The sequence below is a fragment of the Halomonas sp. NPDC076908 genome, from assembly GCF_050269715.1.
Classification (GTDB): domain Bacteria; phylum Pseudomonadota; class Gammaproteobacteria; order Pseudomonadales; family Halomonadaceae; genus Vreelandella.
In genome coordinates, this window is sequence record NZ_JBNNIW010000008.1 from 133,889 (window position 1) to 150,927 (window position 17,039).

Sequence of the window (17,039 nt, forward strand, 5' to 3'; positions counted from 1 at the left end):
ATATTGCTTTTAAGTGGCTTTTATTTGTAGCAAGAGGCGGAATAAGTGAAATTGCTAAGACGCCAATAGAGCTACTATTAAGGAATAGCTTTTTATAGGCAGGTATAGCCGTTTACAAATAGGACAACCCGATGAGTTCAGCTTTCGTTAGTAGTGATGAGATTCGTGACCAATTTTCCAGCGCCATGTCAGCGATGTATCAGCAGGAAGTGCCACAATACGGCACTTTGCTCTCACTGGTTGAGACAGTCAATCAAGAGGTGTTAGCTGCACATCCTGTGCTTAACAGTACGCTGCAGAAGAACGATGAGCTAGCGCGCATCAATGTTGAGCGCCACGGCGCGATTCGAGTGGGCAGTGCGAATGAGCTTGCCATGTTGCGGCGCATGTTCGAGGTGATGGGGATGGCGCCGGTGGGCTATTACGATCTGTCGGTAGCGGGTGTGCCTGTTCACTCCACCGCCTTTAGACCTGTTTCGGATAGTGCGCTCAAGCGTAATCCTTTTCGCGTTTTTACCTCGCTACTGCGCCTTGAGCTGATCGAAAAAGTCGAACTCAGGAAGCAAGCGAGTGAAGTTTTAAGCTCTCGTGATATTTTTACAGCCAATGCAAAAATTCTTATCGAACGTTTTGAGCAGCAGGGTGGGCTTAATGCCGCCGATGCCGAGCTGTTCGTACAGGAAGCCCTGGAAACGTTTCGCTGGCATGACAACGCTACGGTCGATTTGGCGACCTACGAGCGTTTGCATGATGAGCATCGCTTGATTGCTGATGTGGTCTGTTTCCGCGGCCCACACATTAATCACCTAACGCCACGGACGTTGGATATTGATGAAGTACAGCGGCGTATGCCGAGCGCGGGTATTGATCCCAAAGCTACCATTGAAGGCCCGCCCCGCCGAGATTGCCCTATACTCTTGCGCCAGACCAGCTTCAAAGCGCTAGAGGAGACAATTGCTTTCGCAGATGCCGCCGAGGGCAAGCACACCGCCCGCTTTGGTGAGATTGAGCAACGTGGTATCGCCTTAACCCACAAAGGGCGCGCGCTTTATGACCGCTTGCTAGCAGAGGCACGTGACAACGCTCCTGCGGTCTCGAATAACGAAGCTCATCAAGCGCATTTATCGGCAGTGTTTAAAGCATTTCCAGATGATTATGCAACGCTGCACCGGGAGCAGTTGGCTTTTTTCCACTACCAGGCAGTTGCCGGTAAGACTTCGCAGATGGATGTGTCAACTGAGCAAGTGGAGCGTCTTATCGAACAGGGAGCCCTTGCAGTAACGCCGATGATTTACGAAGATTTTCTACCCGTAAGCGCAGCAGGCATCTTTCAGTCCAATCTAGGTGACAGCAGCCGTGATAACTACGCCAGCAGCTCAAGCCAACAGCAATTTGAGCAAGCGCTGGGGGCTAACGTTATCGATGAAATTGAACTGTATACCCAGCGCCAGCAAGCATCGCTTGAGCAGGCGCTGGCGCAGCTGGCGGGTTAAATGATCGAGTAAGCAGCTACTCAATGTAGGTAGCTGCCATTCCTGAAGCAACAAGCAGATCGGAAGAGACATATGAGTCAAGGCAAAGTATTAGTATTACACGGCCCCAATCTAAATTTACTGGGTACTCGCCAGCCGGAGATATACGGCTATGAGACATTAGAGGATGTGAATAATATAATGCGGGAGAAAGCAGTGATGGCCGATTGGGACATCCACTGCCTGCAGAGTAACCATGAGGGTGAATTGATTGATGCTATTCACGCAGCGCGTCTAGATGGCACCCAGGCGATTATTATCAATCCCGCAGCCTATACGCATACCTCCGTGGCAATTCTTGATGCACTCAATGCTTTTGATGGCAAAGTGATTGAGGTGCATTTGTCCAATGTGCACAAACGTGAAGCCTTTCGGCACCACTCCTACGTTTCGCTGCGTGCTGATGGTGTAATTGCCGGGTTGGGGATTCAAGGCTATCGAGCTGCGTTAGATGCGGTAATGGTTAATTAATATGCGAACGTATTTGCGCGACTTTGTTTTGTAGCACCGGTAAGTAAATATTAACCAGCGTGTCGAGGTCGACCCGAGCCGCGTTGGTACTAATATTGATTGCCCCCATTAAGTGCTGCTTGGCATCAAAAACTGGAACAGCGATAGAGCGTAACCCAGAGTCCAGCTCCTGATCAGAAATCGCATAGCCTTGTTGCCGTGCGTTAACTATTAGTCTGCGCAATTCATTAACATCAATGACTGTTTTATCGGTGTAGGACTCTAAAGAAATCGACGATAGAAAGTCATCAAGAGCCTCATCGTTGAGCTGAGCAAGAAGTATGCGTCCCATAGAGGTATGAGCCGCTGGCAGCCGGGTGCCCACTGAAAGTGTGATCGCCATTAAGCGATGTTTGGCTGCCGAGCGGGCGACATAGATAACATCATTACCATCTAGCACGCCAAGCGACGATGACTCCCCCGTTTCAGCGGTAATATCTTCGAGATGTTGCTGAATAACATCTCGATAGTTATTCGCCGATAAAAAGGCATAGCCGAGCTGGAGCACGCGGGGCGCCAATTCAAAGTAACGTTGCTGTTTGCGCACGTACCCCAGTGCATGCAGAGTGAGCAAGAAGCGCCTGGCTTTTGCTCTGTTCATTCCTGTCCGTGTCGCAACTTCGCTTAATGTCATACGCGGGTGTTCGTGATCGAATGCCTGTATTACCTCCAAGCCGCTGGCTAACGCTGTTACAAAATCACGGCTATCTTCACTCAACATCTCTTCCTGCATTGTTATCGTCCCTTACCTTGACGTCTGATAGAAAAGATTAACGTAAAAATGTTCGCATTGCGAACTTCCGTGTTGTTCAATCCCTTCCAATGACATGCTGCAGCCCCAAAAACATTGTTTGATACTCTCTGCTACTAAAGTTGTGTTTTTTAATAGGTTGGCAACAAAGTAATCTCAGCTATCAAATTACGAATATATGTACGTATTACGAACAATAGTTAAGCATGATAATGACTTAACCACGCACAGGAAGAAAAATGAACAAACTCCTTAGCTCTGCCTACGTGGCTGCCTACACTAGCGCTCTCGCACTTGGTCTGACTGTCTCATCTGCCAGTGCTAATGAGTGGCCGACTGATGACATTAGGCTCGTCGTGCCTTACGGACCAGGCGGCACCACTGATGTATTGTCACGTCGCGTTGCTGACCTTCTCCAGCAAGAACTGGATACTAACGTGATCGTGGAAAACCGCCCAGGCGCGGGTTCTACTGTGGGTACCGGCCGTCTCGCCCGTGGCGGCCGCGATGCTGAACACACCATTCTTATGGCATCGCCCGGCCACACTATTGGCGCTGCTATTTACCCTGACCTCACCTACGACCCAATCGAAGATTTCGTCTTTCTGCAAAATATGGTCGACATACCCAATGTGATGGTCGTGCCCGCAGATAGCCCCTACGAAGATGTTCTCGAATTTGTAGAAGCGGCAAAAGAAGAGAATATGACCTTCAGTCATAGTGGCGTAGGCAGCTCCATTCACATGTCGGGTGAGCTATTCAAAACGTTGACCGAGACCAATATGACGGCAGTGCCTTTTGCCGGCAGTGGTGCAGCGCTACCTGCGCTGTTAGGCGGTGATGTGGACGTGGCGTTCGAGAATATGCCTACGGTGCTTTCACACATCCGCTCGGGCGACCTGCGCGCACTGGCCGTCACCTCCGCTGAGCGCTCCGAGTATCTGCCTGATGTCCCAACGCTGGCCGAAATCGGTGAGCACAACCTTGATCAGTTTATTACCACGGCTTGGTTTGGTCTGATTGCCCACAGCTCTTTTCCTGAAGAAGCACAAAGTACCATGCAAGAAGCACTGGCCAATGTTATGCAGCGTGAAGAGTTCCTGGACTTCGCTGATCAATTAGGTGCTGAGCCTGGCCAAGTATCCGGTGAAGCGTTCAAACAGTTCATTGTTGAAGACCTGGAGCGCTGGGAAGGTGTCGCTCAGCAGGCTGGCATAAGCCAGTAAGCTAAACGGCCTCTTATACAATGCTGAGGCGAGGGCCAAGGTTCTCGCCTCGCTTGTTTCTGTCTTTTGGACATGACTTTTGGTTTTTGGGAGAAGGCAGCAATGACGCTCTCGGATTTTAAGCAAAGAGTAAAAGACCCGGGTGACGTAATGGCAGGATGCCTGCTGTTTTGCTTTGCCATTGCGCTGGTCTTTTATCTGATACCTAACTACATCAATCAACCACCCATGCTGCAGAGCCCAATGATGTCACCTCGCTGGCTGCCGGGAATCGTCGGTTGGTTGATATTGCTGTTTTCTATTCTGCTTATCCTGCAAGGCTTTCTGGTCGACAGAAGTAGCGAGGAGGATGAACGAAATATTGAAAAGGGGCCGACACGGCGTTTTGTGTTGATGGTGGTTGCACTGGTGATATATGTCGCCCTTTTTGAGTCGATGGGGGCTGTGTTTACCGGCATTTTGGCGACCCTGGTGCTTTTTGTGGCGCACCCCGTGCGCACATGGTGGGTCTATAGTCTGGCATTTGTGTTTCCTGCTGTTGTGACATTCATTTTTGTAAAAGTGATGAATGTGCCGCTTCCGATATTGCCAATCGGTTTCTGATTGGCTGTTTATTGTTTGGGTGATCTATGGAAAATTTTTCGGAAGTCATAGCGATATTCTTTAGTTTGGATAACTTTATCGCCATTGCCATGGGCGTGGTGATCGGGGTGGTGGTAGGCTCGATTCCTGGCTTGACCGCCACGATGGCGGTGGCCCTGGCGCTGCCGTTTACCTTTTCCATGCAGCCGGTCGCCGCTATTCTGCTGCTAGTGGGTATCTACAAAGGGGGTATGTATGGCGGCTCAATTACGGCTATTTTAATCAGAACGCCCGGCTCACCCGCCTCGGCTTGCACATTGCTGGACGGCTACCCCATGGCGCAACAGGGGCATGCCAAGAAGGCGCTTAAGGCCGCGCTCTACTCTTCGGTAATTGCCGATTTTATTTCTAATATTGCACTGATCTTTTTTGCCGCCTATTTGGCAAAGATCGCCCTGAATTTTGGTGCACCTGAGTTTTTCTGGCTGATCTGTTTTTCACTCACCATCATTATTTCCCTGGCCAGCGGCTCTATGATTAAGGGCTTGATGGCGGCGCTATTAGGTATCTTGCTTTCCCTGGTGGGGTTGGATGAAGTCTATGGCTCTCAGCGGTTTACCTTTGGCAACTACAACTTAATGGACAGCATTTCGTTTATTCCGCTGTTGATTGGCCTGTTTGCCATCCCCGAAATTATCGAGTTCTACCGCAAAAAAGCGCTGCCTCACATTAAGGCGAAGGCGAGCGGTGCAGGCTTGGCATTTTCTGAATTGAAACGCTGCATGACCACCATTGTGCGAGGCAGTTTGATCGGCGTCATTATTGGGGCGATCCCTGGCACTGGGGCGACTGCCGCTGCTTTCATTTCCTACAGCGATGCCCGCCGAAGATCACCCAATAAGGCCAACTTCGGCAAGGGTGAGGTAGAAGGCGTTGCCGCAGCCGAAGCCGGTAATAACGGGGTGGCCGGGGCAACGATGATTCCGCTGTTATCGCTAGGTATTCCAGGCGATGTCATTACGGCGATTATTCTCGGTGCCTTTATGGTGCATGGGTTAACGCCCGGCCCGATCATGTTCCAAGAGAATCTGTCGCTGATCTACGCGCTGTTTATGGGCATCATGTTCAGCTCGTTGGTGTTGCTGATGGTGGGTAATGTCGCCATCAAGTACTTCTCATTGATTGCCGACATTCCTAAATCGGTGCTCTTTCCCATCGTCTTAATGTTCTGCGTTTACGGCGCTTATGCCGTTAATAATGACACCTTTGATGTATGGCTAATGCTGGCTTTCGGCGTCGTAGGCTATATCTTCAACCGTGCCGCGATCCCGGCAGCGCCCTTTTTAATCGGTTTTATCCTCGGGCCAATGTTTGAAGATAACCTGCGCCGCTCATTACTGATTGGGCATAACGATCTCTCGATCTTTGTACGCGGCCCCATTACCTGGGCTTTCATTGCCTTAACAGTGGGCTCCATTTCCCTGGCGCTCTACCGCTTTATTGCTGCGCGTCGCGAAGCACGTAACGCTGCCGATAAATCGCAGCAAGTGTGAGGCAATAGGAGACTGACCATGGCGGGACCGCTAACAGGGCTGCGAGTGCTGGATTTAAGCCGCGTAATGGCGGGCCCCTGGTGTACGCAAATACTGGCTGATATGGGTGCCGAGGTGATCAAAGTTGAACACCCCACCCTGGGCGACGACACCCGCCACTGGGGCCCTCCCTGGCTGAAGGACAGCGAGGGCAAGGATACTCGCGAGTCGGCCTACTATCTTTCGGCCAATCGCGGCAAACACTCGGTCACTGTCGATATCAGCCAGCCAGAAGGGCAGGCGCTGGTGCGTGAGTTAGCCGCTGAAAGTGACATTCTGGTCGAGAACTTCAAAAGCGGAGGACTCGCGCGCAAGGGGCTCGACTACGCCACCCTAGAAGCGATCAATCCTGGTTTGATTTACTGCTCGATCACCGGGTTTGGCCAGACGGGGCCAATGGCCGCAATGGCAGGCTATGACTACCTGATTCAAGCCCAGGCAGGCTTAATGAGTATTACCGGTGCGGCAGATGGGGAGCCGGGTGCGGGGCCTCAACGGGTAGGCATGGCGGTCTCTGACCTGACCACCGGCATGAATGCCACCATCGCGATTCTCGGCGCATTGCACCACCGGCACAGTACCGGGGAGGGCCAGTATATCGATATGGCGCTGCTGGATGTTCAGGTCAGTTGGCTGGCCAATCAGGCGCTTAATTACTTCTGCAGCGGCACACCGCCAACCCGTACCGGTGAATATCACTCCAACTTGGTGCCTTACCAACCGTTCCCTACCGCTGACGGCGAAAAGGTGATTATCGCCATTGGCAACGATGGTCAGTTCAAGCGTTTCTGCGAGGCGGTGGGGCGCTCTGAACTGGCAGCCGACCCTAGGTTCAGCACCAATCCCGCGCGGGTTAAACATCGCCTTGAGCTGATTCCTCTGATGGTGGAAATTACACAGAGCCGTGCCAGCAATGAATGGATCGAGATGCTGGGTGCTATTAGCGTCCCCTGCGGGCCGATTCAGAATATTGCCCAGGTTTTTGACGACCCGCAGGTTCGGGCGCGCGGCATGCAGGTAGAGCTTAAGTCTGAAACCGGTTCGGTTCCTGGCGTGGCGAACCCTATCAAGTACTCCAAGACGCCGCTTGAGTACCGTAAGCCGCCCCCACGCCTGGGTGAAGATACCGATAGTGTATTGGAGCGCTTACTGCACAAAGGCGCTGCGGAAATTAGCGCCTTGCGTGAAAAGGGCGTAGTGAAATAAACCTTCGTGTTGTCTAACCGACCGTCACTCCACCGCAGACATATAGCGTCTGACCGGAAATAAAGCCGCTGCGCTTATCGCAGAAGAAGCTGACCGCCTGCGCGACGTCTTCTGGCTGGCCCATACGCTGTAGCGGAATATTGTCGATGATACGGCGAGCACGCTCAGAGTCAGGTGGGTTGTTCTGCCAGAAGGCACTGGTGGCGATAGGGCCTGGGGCGACGCAGTTGACCGTAATACCATGCTCAGCAAGCTCCAGCGCCCAAGTGCGGGCCATGGATTGCAGCGCTCCCTTCGTGGCGCTGTAGATCGTGCGAGCTTCCTTGCCGAGTACCACGCGGCTGGCATTCATAACGATGCGCCCCATCCGCTGCGCCTTCATGGCTGGCAGCAGTGCCTGGGTGCAGATCAGCGCCGAGCGCACGTTCAGGTGCATCAATTTGTCGAAGTCCTCAAGCCTCGCCTCTTCAAGCAGTGCAGGCGCAACAATACCGACGTTGTTGATCAGCCGGGTCACCGTATAACGCTCGGCGATTTCCGCCATTACCCGGCGAGTAGTGTCGGCGTCGGCAAGGTCGATCTGGTAGGCGTCTGCTTGCAAAGACGCCACTTCCGGCGCAACGATATCCACCCCGATAACGCGATAGCCATCCTGTTGGAGACGCAAAGCAATGGCTTGGCCGATGTTTCTCGCCCCGCCAGTGACAACGGCGCAATGTTGTTGATCAGAGTGTTGGTTCATTGTTGTTGTCCTTGGCTGGGATAAACCTTGTTGAAAACACAAACTATTTAAAACGCGAGTTATTTAAAACGCCATTAGCTCCGATAGTGTCAACAGCCAGATAATCAGGCTAAGTGTGAAGAACGAGGCGATTGTGGCGACCAGCATCGCAGCAGCGCTGACACCGCCAAGCCCGTAGCGTTGGCCCAGCAGGGGGTAAATACTAATCATCGGCGCCGCGGAGAAGAGCACAGCACCCACAATGTAGAGAGGGTCAATGCCTGGAATAAGCAAAAATGCGATTAAGATAACCAGCGGATGAATGAGCAGTTTGCCAATTACAATTTGCCCAACGTCCCTGGCCATGCCTTTGACCTGTAGACCAAACAGCGCACCGCCGATCACAAAGAGCGCCGCAGGGCCAGCGGCATTGGCCAGCATATCAATGGCCTTAAACAGAGGCACAGGAATCTTTAACCCTGTAACGGCTAAAAAAATACCGACGAGTAAGCCCATCAGAACAGGGTTTTTGGCCAGGCTTAGAGCGGTCTGCTTCACTGTTTTCCACACGCTGGCCCCTTGCTGGGAAGACATCTCAGCCAAAATCAGTGCGGCAGGGATAATAATCAGCGTTTCGATCACCATATTGAGGGCCAGTAACACAGCCGCTGGTGAGCCAATCACCATCACGGCGACAGGGTAGCCTACAAAGCCGCTGTTGGCCGCTGCCATCCCTAACGCCTGCATAGCACTGACGTTGAGAGGCTGGCGCTGGTACCTCATGCTGAGCAGTAGCCCGCCGCCAAAAACCACCAAGGAGCCCAGCCCGTAGGCCACCATATAGTTGAGTTGCAGTATTTCTTCTAGCGGGTGCTGGGTTAAGGCTCTGATGACCAGTGCGGGCAGCGCGAAGAACATTACAAATACGCCGACACCCTGCATCTGTTCGCGCTGGATCAGCCCGCTCCACCTAGCAATATAACCTGCACTGATTAACAAAAAGATAGGGGTAGTAATGGCAAGAATGGCGAGCATAAAGTCTCTGACTTGTCGGTGATGAGAAAGTAAATATAGCCCCACTTATCAGACCAATTTAGCATGGCGTTCGAATCACGAACAATTGTACGTTTGTCCGGTATGCGACAGCCAATGCGCCAATCAATGAGGAATGCTTATGCCCGCCGCGTTTTTAAAACACCCGTTTATGAGTCAACACGCCTTGGGCGAGTGTGATGACGACGCTATGGTGCAGGCCATGCTGGCATTTGAATTAGCTCTGGCAGAAGTGCAAGAAGCCAGCGGTGCGGTGCCGAAAGGCGCCAGCCAGCAGATGCGTACCCTGATGGAGCATGCGACTTTCGACACTGCTGCGATTGCCGACGGCATCGGCAGTGGCGGCAATGTGGCGATTCCGTTTGTTAAGCAGGGGCGTTCGCTGCTACCCAATGAGCTTAAGCGTTACTGGCACCAAGGCGCAACGAGCCAGGACGTTGTCGACTCCGCATTAATGCTGCTGCTAAAACCACGCTTAGCAGCGTTGGATAATTTGCTGAAGCGCTGCCGGTTGGCGGCGTTAGCGATTATGGATGCCCACATAGACACGCCGATGGTGGGGCGCACGCTGATGCAGCAGGCGCTGCCGATTACCTTTGGTGTCAAGGTAGCCCACTGGGCCGTTGGGTTAGAGCAGAGTCGCCGCCGTTTAGGTACTGTTGAGCTTCCCGTTCAGTTTGGTGGTGCGGTAGGCGTGCACTCGGGCTGGGATACGCTGGGTCTTGAGTGGATGGACGCTTTGGCCGCGCGACTAGGCTTGGCGGTGCCAGTGTTACCCTGGCATACCGACCGTTACCCCATCCATGCGCTTGGCACAGCGTTAGATGCCATTGCGGGCGCCGCTGAAAAAATCGCCTTGGATGTGTCGCTACTGACGCAAACAGAAGTGGGTGAAGTAGCCGAACCCTCAGCCCCAGGGATGGGCGAGTCCTCATCCATGCCCCACAAACGCAACCCAGTACGCTGCGCGCTGATTCGCGGCGCAGCCCGTCAAGTACATGGTCACGCTGGCGTGTTGATTAACGCTGCTGCCCACCCCCTTGAACGTGGCTTGGGTGAATGGCATGCGGAGTGGGCACCGTTGATGGAGAGTGCACTGCTGTTGGAAGGCGCCTTAGAGCAAGTCGCCGTGCTATTAGAAGGACTCGAAGTCCACTCCGATAACATGTTGCGCAACTTGGCTGCCACGGGCGGCGGCATTATGGCCGAACCGGTAGCGCGTTTATTAACGCCCTACTTGGGCGCGGATGCAGCAAAAGCAGTCAGCGCCGCGGCAGCCGAAACATCACGTCGTGAGGCACGCCCCTATTCTGAGGTCCTGGCTGACGTGCTAGCCGAACACCCTGACATTAACGGCCAGGTTGACGGTGAAGCTTTGCGCCAAGCCTGTGATCCTGCTTTATACCTTGGTAGCAGTCAGGCACAAGTTGAGCGCGCTAAAAGCTGGTTAAATTCTATTTAAATTATTGTTATTAATAGGTTTTGTGTAGTTATGTGGCGATGTTGGGTGCTGATCTAGGCGCTTGTTTGCTAACGGCAGTATTTGACCCTGATAACATTCAGCAGTAAGTTGTTCGTATAGCAAATCTATGTTCGTTTAACGAACAATAATCATAAAATCATTGCAACGTCCAGCTAAGAGGCACCCATCATGGCCGAGTTTCTCAGCTTGCATGACGCGGTAGCGCGCTACGTCCAAGACGGCGCCACCGTGGCCATGGAAGGCTTTACCCATTTGATTCCGTTTGCTGCGGGCCACGAAGTGATCCGTCAGAACAAGCGCGACCTGACGCTGATCCGCATGACCCCCGATATCATCTACGACCAAATGATCGGCGCGGGTTGTGCCAAAAAAGTCATCTTCTCGTGGGGGGGCAATCCGGGTGTGGGCTCACTGCATCGCCTGCGTGACGCGGTGGAGAAAGGCTGGCCGTGCAAGATCGAGATTCTTGAGCATAGCCACGCGGCGATGGCCTGCGCGTTTGAGGCCGGTGCCGCGGGGTTACCGCTGGCAGTTTTCCGTGGCTATATCGGTAGCGAACTGCCCAGCGTCAACGATCAAATCAAATTCATCGAGTGCCCCTTTACCGGTGAACGCCTGGCCGCTGTACCCTCGGTGCGCCCGGATGTCTCGATCATTCACGCCCAGCGCGCGGATCGCCAAGGCAATGTCCTGGTAGAAGGCATTGTCGGCGTACAGAAAGAGGCTGTGCTCGCGGCGAAGCATAGCATCGTCACGGTGGAAGAGATTGTCGATGATCTGAACGCGCATCCTAATGCCTGCGTGATTCCAAGCTGGGCGATCAGCGCCGTGGCGGTAGCGGAGAAAGGCGCGCTGCCTTCCTATACTCACGGCTATTACGGTCGCAGCAACCGCTTCTATAAAGAGTGGGATGCCATCGCGCGTGATCGCGACACCTTTACTCAGTGGCTCGACGAGAACGTTTACCGTAAAGAGGAGAAACGCTAATGAGCCTCGAATATACCTCTTCTGAAATGATGTCGGTCACTGCTGCTAGGGCGCTGGAAAACGGCATGACCTGCTTTGTAGGTATCGGTTTACCTTCAGAAGCTGCCAACTTGGCGCGGCTGACTCACGCCCCTGAAGTCGTGCTGATTTACGAATCCGGCACCCTGCAAACCAAGCCCGATATTCTGCCGCTCTCCATTGGCGATGGTGAACTGTGCGAATCAGCGCTGACCACCGTGGCAGTACCGGAAATGTTCCGCTACTGGCTGCAGGGCGGCAAAGTGAGCGTGGGCTTTTTAGGCACCGCGCAAATTGACCGCTTTGCTAACCTTAATACCACGCTGATCGGTGATTACAAAGCGCCTAAGGTTCGCCTGCCGGGCGGCGGCGGTGCGCCGGAAATTGCCACTAACGCCGGTGAAGTGTTTATCACCCTTAAGCACTCCAAGCGTGCCTTTGTCAAAGACGTTGATTTCGTAACGACGCTCGGCTTTGGCCGCGACGGTAAAGGGCGCGATAACGTGCCCAATATCGGCAAAGGCCCTACCCGCGTGATCACCGATCTGTGCGTGATGAAGCCTGACCCGGACACCAAAGAGCTGGTCGTCGTCTCACTGCACCCCGGCGTTAGCCGCGAAGACGTGATTGACGCCACCGGCTGGGAAGTCCGCTTTGCCGAACAGCTAGAGAGCACACCAGAGCCCAGCGAAAACGAGCTGACGATTTTGCGTGAGTTAAAAGCCCGTACCGAGCGGGCCCACGCGGGCGAATAAGGAGTTTGCTATGAGTGACGTTTATCTATGTCATCCCCGCCGCACCGCTATTGGCCGTTTTGGCGGCACTCTGGCCAGCGTACGCCCGGATGATTTTGCCGCGACCATCTTCAAAGCCGTATTAGCAGAAGCGCCAGATCTTGATCCTGCAGCCATTGAAGAAGTCTTTATGGGCTGCGCCAATCAGGCCGGTGAAGATAACCGTAACGTGGCACGCATGTCGTCGCTGCTGGCGGGCATTCCTACCTCGGTACCCGGCACCACGATGAACCGTCTGTGCGGCTCAGGTATGGATGCGGTCGGTACCGCGTTTCGTGCTATTAAAGCCGGTGAGATGGAGTTGGCGCTGGCGGGTGGCGTGGAGTCGATGTCCCGTGCGCCCTTCGTGATGGGAAAGGCCGATAGCGCTTTTTCCCGCAGTCAAAAAATCGAAGACACCACCATTGGCTGGCGCTTGGTCAACCCGCTGATGAAGAAAACGTTTGGGGTCGATTCCATGCCGGAAACGGCAGAAAACGTCGCCGAGCAGTTCAATATCTCTCGGGACGATCAGGACGCCTTTGCGCTGCGCTCTCAGCAGAAAGCCGCTGCCGCTCAAAAGGCCGGGCGTTTTGCCCAAGAGATCACTGCCATTGAGATCCCACGCCGTAAGCAGGAACCGCTGATCTTTGACCAAGATGAGCACCTGCGGGAGACCACTCTTGATAAGCTGGCCGGTTTGCCTACACCTTTCCGTGAAGGCGGCAGCATCACCGCAGGCAACGCGTCCGGCGTTAATGACGGTGCAGCCGCCATGCTGGTCGCCAGCGAAGCAGCGGTGAAACAGCACGGGCTAACGCCAATGGCCAAAATCATTGGCATGGCCACCGCGGGCGTAGAGCCGCGCATTATGGGTTATGGACCAGTGCCTGCGGTGCAAAAACTACTTAAACGCACCGGAATTTCGATGGATGAAATCGATGTGTTTGAGTTTAACGAAGCGTTCGCCGCTCAGGCGCTGGCCTGTACGCGCGACCTCGGCCTTAAAGACGACGACCCTCGTGTCAACCCCAACGGCGGCGCGATTGCCCTCGGGCACCCGCTGGGAATGTCCGGCGCACGCCTGCTGCTGACCGCTGCTCATGAACTGCAAAACAGCGGCAAGCGCTACGCACTTTGCACTATGTGCGTCGGCGTCGGCCAGGGTATCGCCACCCTGATTGAACGCGTTTAACGGAGACAGTCATGGCTTTTCATACCATCAATGGCCGCAGCGTGGCCTACCGGCTGCTCGGCTCGGAAGTGAATTCGCTGGTCGTGCTGGCGCACCCTTTGGGCATGAGCCAAGCGGTCTGGGACGAGATCATTCCCGCGCTGCTGCCCCGCTACCGGATACTGACCTGGGATCTGCCCGGCCACGGTGCCAGCCAAGCGGTCAGCGGTGAGCAGATCACCCCAGCTGACCTAGCGGCAGAGGTATTGGCGCTGGTAGAACTGGCGGGCACGCAGCGCTTTCATTTTGCCGGTACCTCCATTGGTGGTGTGGTCGGCCAGCAGCTGATTGCCGAGCATGGCGAGCGCCTACTCTCCGTGGCGCTGACCAACACGGGCGCGGTAATTGGCAATCCAGATCTATGGAACACCCGCGCAGGTCGCGTACGTCAGGAAGGTTTGGCGGCAATGTCCCAAGAGATCGTGCCACGCTGGTTTGCCCCAGCGGCGTTTGAGGCAAGCCCGGCGCTGAAAGTGGGCTGGTGTGTGCAAATGGGCCGCGGCGATGATGAATCCTACGCCCAGCTGTGCGAAATGCTTGGCCGCGATACCTTTACCGGCAAGCTCTCAGGTAAGAGCGCCCCTCATAAGGTGAGAGTACAGCTGTTCGGCGGCAGTGAAGATTTGGCCACGCCGCCCGCCACGCTGGAAGCCCTGGCTGCAGAGCTCGATGGCGCTCCGCTGGAGATTTTTGACGGCGTGGGTCACGTGCCCTCTGTAGAAGCCCCAGCCTTATTTGCTGAAAAACTACTCGCCATACTGGCGACTGATTTAGGCGATGTGCCCAACCAGGGCGTGGCCTACGCTACCGGCTTGGAGGCACGTAAACAGGTATTGGGCGAAGAGCACGTGGCACGCTCCACTGCGAACGCCAACAGCCTAGATGCACCTTTCCAGCAGATGATTACCCGCCTGGCCTGGGGTGAACTGTGGAGCAACGACGACTTAACCCGCCGCGAGCGCAGCATGATCACCACTGGCATTCTCGCCGCCCTTGGCCGTGAAGAGCTAACGCTGCACTTGAAAACCGCCAAGCGAATTGGCCTAACCCAGGCCGAACTGCGCCAAGTGCTGATGCATGTGGCGATTTATGGCGGCGTTCCCGCAGCCAACCACGCCTTTGCCCTCGCCAAAGAGCTGGGCTGGGGCGAGTAGCGAAATAAAATAATTGATGAGAGGTAAGGGCGATGACCCACGACAATAAACGCTTTGTAGCCCGTGACCGCAACTGGCATCCCCCAGCCTACGCGCCGGGCTATAAAACCTCGGTGGCGCGCTCGCCCCAGCAGGCGCTGGTGAGTATGCAGCAGCCCACGGCATCTGAGTTGACTGGCCCGGATTTCAGCCACCTACGCATGGGGCCACACGACAACGACCTGCTGCTCAACTTTCGACAAGATCCGCAGAATCAGGGGTTGCCCCAGGGCGAGCGGATTATCATGTTTGGCCGAGTGGTCGATCAGTTTGGTAAGCCGGTACCGCACACCCTGGTTGAGATGTGGCAGGCCAACGCAGGTGGGCGCTACCGGCATAAGAACGATAGGTACCTGGCACCGCTAGACCCTAATTTTGGCGGTGTAGGGCGCTGCTTGACCGATGAGCAGGGTATGTACCGCTTTCGTACCATCAAGCCCGGCCCCTACCCGTGGCCGAATGACATGAACAGCTGGCGCCCGGCGCATATCCACGTTTCAGTCACCGGACCTTCAATTTCTACCCGGCTGATCACCCAGATGTATTTTGAGGGCGACCCGCTGATTCCTCTCTGCCCGATCGTGCATACGCTGAAAGACCCGCTTGCGGTGGAAACCATGGTTGGGCGACTTGATATGGCCCATAGCAAGCCAATGGACTGTCTCGCCTATCGCTTTGATGTGGTGGTGCGCGGCGAGCTGCAAACCTTCTTCGAAAACCAATAAGGGCAGGGGATAGATGATGAATCAGCCTAACAGTCAGCCGACCAGCGACCTGATGCTACGTGAAACCGCCTCGCAAACCGCGGGCCCCTACGTGCATATCGGACTTGCTCTGGCCGCTGCCGGTAACCCAGTGCGCGACGAAGAGATCTGGAACGAGATGGTCAAGCCGGAAGCCGAAGGCGAGCATATTGAAGTCGTAGGGATCGTCATCGATGGCAACGGCGATCTAGTACGCGATGCCTTTGTAGAAGCGTGGCAAGCCGATGCTAACGGCGACTACCAGGCCGATTACGACCTGAGCAAACCGTTTAACAGCTTCGGTCGCACTGCCACCACGTTCGATCACGGTAGCGAGTGGTCGTTAACCACCATCAAGCCCGGCGCAGTGAAGCACCCCAGCGGCCAGCTAATGGCCCCGCACATTAACCTGACGCTGTTTGCCCGAGGGGTGAACATTCACCTGCAAACACGGCTCTACTTTGACGATGAAGCGGAAGCCAACGCCCAGTGCCCGGTGCTTTCGCGCATTGAGTCACCGGCGCGCCGCCAAACGCTGATCGCCAAGCGCGAAGAGGCCGATGGCAAAGTGCGTTACCGGCTGAATATTCGTTTGCAGGGCGAAGGTGAAACGGTATTTTTTGATTTTTAACCGTTCTAATCAGGTGAAGTCCGAACAAAAAGCGTTGCTCATTACTGAGTAGCGCTTTTTTGTTTGCCCGGCGAAGCCGGCAACCCCGGACACCTGAAAGAAGGTGTCGTCACCCCGACTGAGGGGAAGACAACCCGACTGGCAAGGGCGTCACTGGCTAACGGTGGGGTCTGAAGGAAGCCATAGGAGGTTAACGGTACACAACGCAAGTGAACCTGCTTCGGCAGCACAGGTGGGTAAGCGTGCAAAATAGCGCGACGCCCAATACTCAGTCAGGCCTGCGCTGTGTTTGAGGGTGGCATCGTTAACAGGGAGTCGGTGCAGTAACCGGGGAAGCCTGGCACCGAATCCAGTTCGGCTGGAAGGCTCGCATCAAGGTGGAAACCAAGAGCGTGTCGGGTGTGAGGTGGCAGATGACGCCGTAGTAGTGAGGAAGTTCCGACCTGAGAAGCCTGGTAACAGCGTGGAGGGCAAAACCGGAACGACCGCTGGCGGAGGTTCAGCGGACTGGGCAAGGCTAAAAGCCTTGATCGGATGCGAAGGGCGGAAGTCATTAATGAGAACGACGGACGTTGACTCGAAGGTGGACGCTGTGTTCACAAGCTGCCCGACGGGGTAGGGAAGTGGGTTGAGGTGCTGCGGGAACGCAGTGACGTTGGCCTTCTCTGAACGTGGGAGTAGAACGGCACCGTGGCGGCAGATTGCCAACGCGCTAGTACCCGGACGGGTCGTTTGAAACAAACCAGCAGCCAGACCGACGATCAGGGCCGTCATCACAGAGATGAGCAGGCATGAGGAAATACT

The 17,039-nt window shown here is 54.8% G+C and carries 16 protein-coding genes; 13 read left to right on the plus strand and 3 right to left on the minus strand.

What is annotated here, in order from left to right; genetic code table 11:
• The first annotated feature begins 131 nt into the window (after positions 1 to 131).
• Positions 132 to 1,493, plus strand: coding sequence for a 2-oxoadipate dioxygenase/decarboxylase HglS (gene hglS, locus ACQKE4_RS06900; RefSeq protein ID WP_427387517.1), 1,362 nt, complete (start codon positions 132 to 134; stop codon positions 1,491 to 1,493).
• 72 nt (positions 1,494 to 1,565) lie between these two features.
• Positions 1,566 to 2,003, plus strand: a complete 438-nt coding sequence (gene aroQ / locus ACQKE4_RS06905; RefSeq protein WP_427387518.1) for a type II 3-dehydroquinate dehydratase — start codon at positions 1,566 to 1,568, stop codon at positions 2,001 to 2,003.
• On the opposite strand, the gene ACQKE4_RS06910 is transcribed toward aroQ, so the two are convergent.
• A complete protein-coding gene (locus ACQKE4_RS06910; protein WP_427387519.1) occupies positions 1,996 to 2,775 on the minus strand; it encodes an IclR family transcriptional regulator domain-containing protein in 780 nt (259 codons plus the stop codon). The two genes, aroQ and ACQKE4_RS06910, sit on opposite strands and share 8 nt — an antisense overlap.
• Before the next feature lie 257 nt (positions 2,776 to 3,032).
• On the opposite strand from ACQKE4_RS06910, the gene ACQKE4_RS06915 reads away from it, so the two are divergent.
• From ACQKE4_RS06915 to ACQKE4_RS06930, 4 genes are all read left to right on the plus strand, one after another.
• Positions 3,033 to 4,019: a Bug family tripartite tricarboxylate transporter substrate binding protein gene (locus ACQKE4_RS06915; RefSeq protein ID WP_427387520.1), complete on the plus strand. Its 987-nt coding sequence runs from the start codon at positions 3,033 to 3,035 to the stop codon at positions 4,017 to 4,019.
• Between the two features lie 102 nt (positions 4,020 to 4,121).
• Positions 4,122 to 4,622: a tripartite tricarboxylate transporter TctB family protein gene (locus ACQKE4_RS06920; RefSeq protein WP_290834124.1), complete on the plus strand. Its 501-nt coding sequence runs from the start codon at positions 4,122 to 4,124 to the stop codon at positions 4,620 to 4,622.
• A gap of 26 nt (positions 4,623 to 4,648) precedes the next feature.
• Positions 4,649 to 6,154: a tripartite tricarboxylate transporter permease gene (locus ACQKE4_RS06925; RefSeq protein ID WP_427387521.1), complete on the plus strand. Its 1,506-nt coding sequence runs from the start codon at positions 4,649 to 4,651 to the stop codon at positions 6,152 to 6,154.
• A gap of 18 nt (positions 6,155 to 6,172) precedes the next feature.
• Entirely contained in the window at positions 6,173 to 7,399 is a 1,227-nt protein-coding gene (locus ACQKE4_RS06930; RefSeq protein WP_427387522.1) for a CaiB/BaiF CoA transferase family protein, read from the plus strand.
• 13 nt (positions 7,400 to 7,412) lie between these two features.
• Here the strand turns inward: ACQKE4_RS06930 and ACQKE4_RS06935 are convergent, their stop codons facing one another.
• Positions 7,413 to 8,141 carry an SDR family NAD(P)-dependent oxidoreductase gene (locus ACQKE4_RS06935; protein WP_427387523.1) on the minus strand — a complete coding sequence of 243 codons (729 nt, stop codon included), beginning with the start codon at positions 8,139 to 8,141 and terminating at the stop codon, positions 7,413 to 7,415.
• A 63-nt stretch (positions 8,142 to 8,204) separates the two neighbouring features.
• Positions 8,205 to 9,155: an AEC family transporter gene (locus ACQKE4_RS06940; RefSeq protein WP_427387524.1), complete on the minus strand. Its 951-nt coding sequence runs from the start codon at positions 9,153 to 9,155 to the stop codon at positions 8,205 to 8,207.
• A gap of 139 nt (positions 9,156 to 9,294) precedes the next feature.
• Here ACQKE4_RS06940 and ACQKE4_RS06945 point away from each other — a divergent pair, with 139 nt between their 5' ends.
• The 7 genes from ACQKE4_RS06945 to pcaG all read left to right on the plus strand — a co-directional run bounded on the left by ACQKE4_RS06945 (position 9,295) and on the right by pcaG (position 16,235).
• Entirely contained in the window at positions 9,295 to 10,635 is a 1,341-nt protein-coding gene (locus ACQKE4_RS06945; protein ID WP_290833871.1) for a class-II fumarase/aspartase family protein, read from the plus strand.
• Positions 10,636 to 10,824: 189 nt separating this feature from the next.
• A complete protein-coding gene (locus tag ACQKE4_RS06950; protein ID WP_427387525.1) occupies positions 10,825 to 11,643 on the plus strand; it encodes a CoA transferase subunit A in 819 nt (272 codons plus the stop codon).
• Positions 11,643 to 12,416 (plus strand): CoA-transferase subunit beta, encoded by a 774-nt coding sequence (locus ACQKE4_RS06955; protein ID WP_427387526.1) that lies wholly within the window; start codon positions 11,643 to 11,645, stop codon positions 12,414 to 12,416. Before ACQKE4_RS06950 ends, ACQKE4_RS06955 begins: the two co-directional genes overlap by 1 nt.
• Positions 12,417 to 12,426: 10 nt before the next feature.
• On the plus strand, positions 12,427 to 13,629 hold the full coding sequence (gene pcaF / locus ACQKE4_RS06960; protein ID WP_427387527.1) for a 3-oxoadipyl-CoA thiolase: 1,203 nt from the start codon (positions 12,427 to 12,429) through the stop codon (positions 13,627 to 13,629).
• A gap of 11 nt (positions 13,630 to 13,640) precedes the next feature.
• A complete protein-coding gene (locus ACQKE4_RS06965) occupies positions 13,641 to 14,822 on the plus strand; it encodes an alpha/beta fold hydrolase (protein WP_427387528.1) in 1,182 nt (393 codons plus the stop codon).
• A 32-nt stretch (positions 14,823 to 14,854) separates the two neighbouring features.
• Positions 14,855 to 15,586, plus strand: a complete 732-nt coding sequence (gene pcaH, locus ACQKE4_RS06970; protein WP_427387529.1) for a protocatechuate 3,4-dioxygenase subunit beta — start codon at positions 14,855 to 14,857, stop codon at positions 15,584 to 15,586.
• A 16-nt stretch (positions 15,587 to 15,602) separates the two neighbouring features.
• On the plus strand, positions 15,603 to 16,235 hold the full coding sequence (gene pcaG / locus ACQKE4_RS06975) for a protocatechuate 3,4-dioxygenase subunit alpha (RefSeq protein WP_427387534.1): 633 nt from the start codon (positions 15,603 to 15,605) through the stop codon (positions 16,233 to 16,235).
• The last annotated feature ends 804 nt before the right edge of the window (positions 16,236 to 17,039 follow it).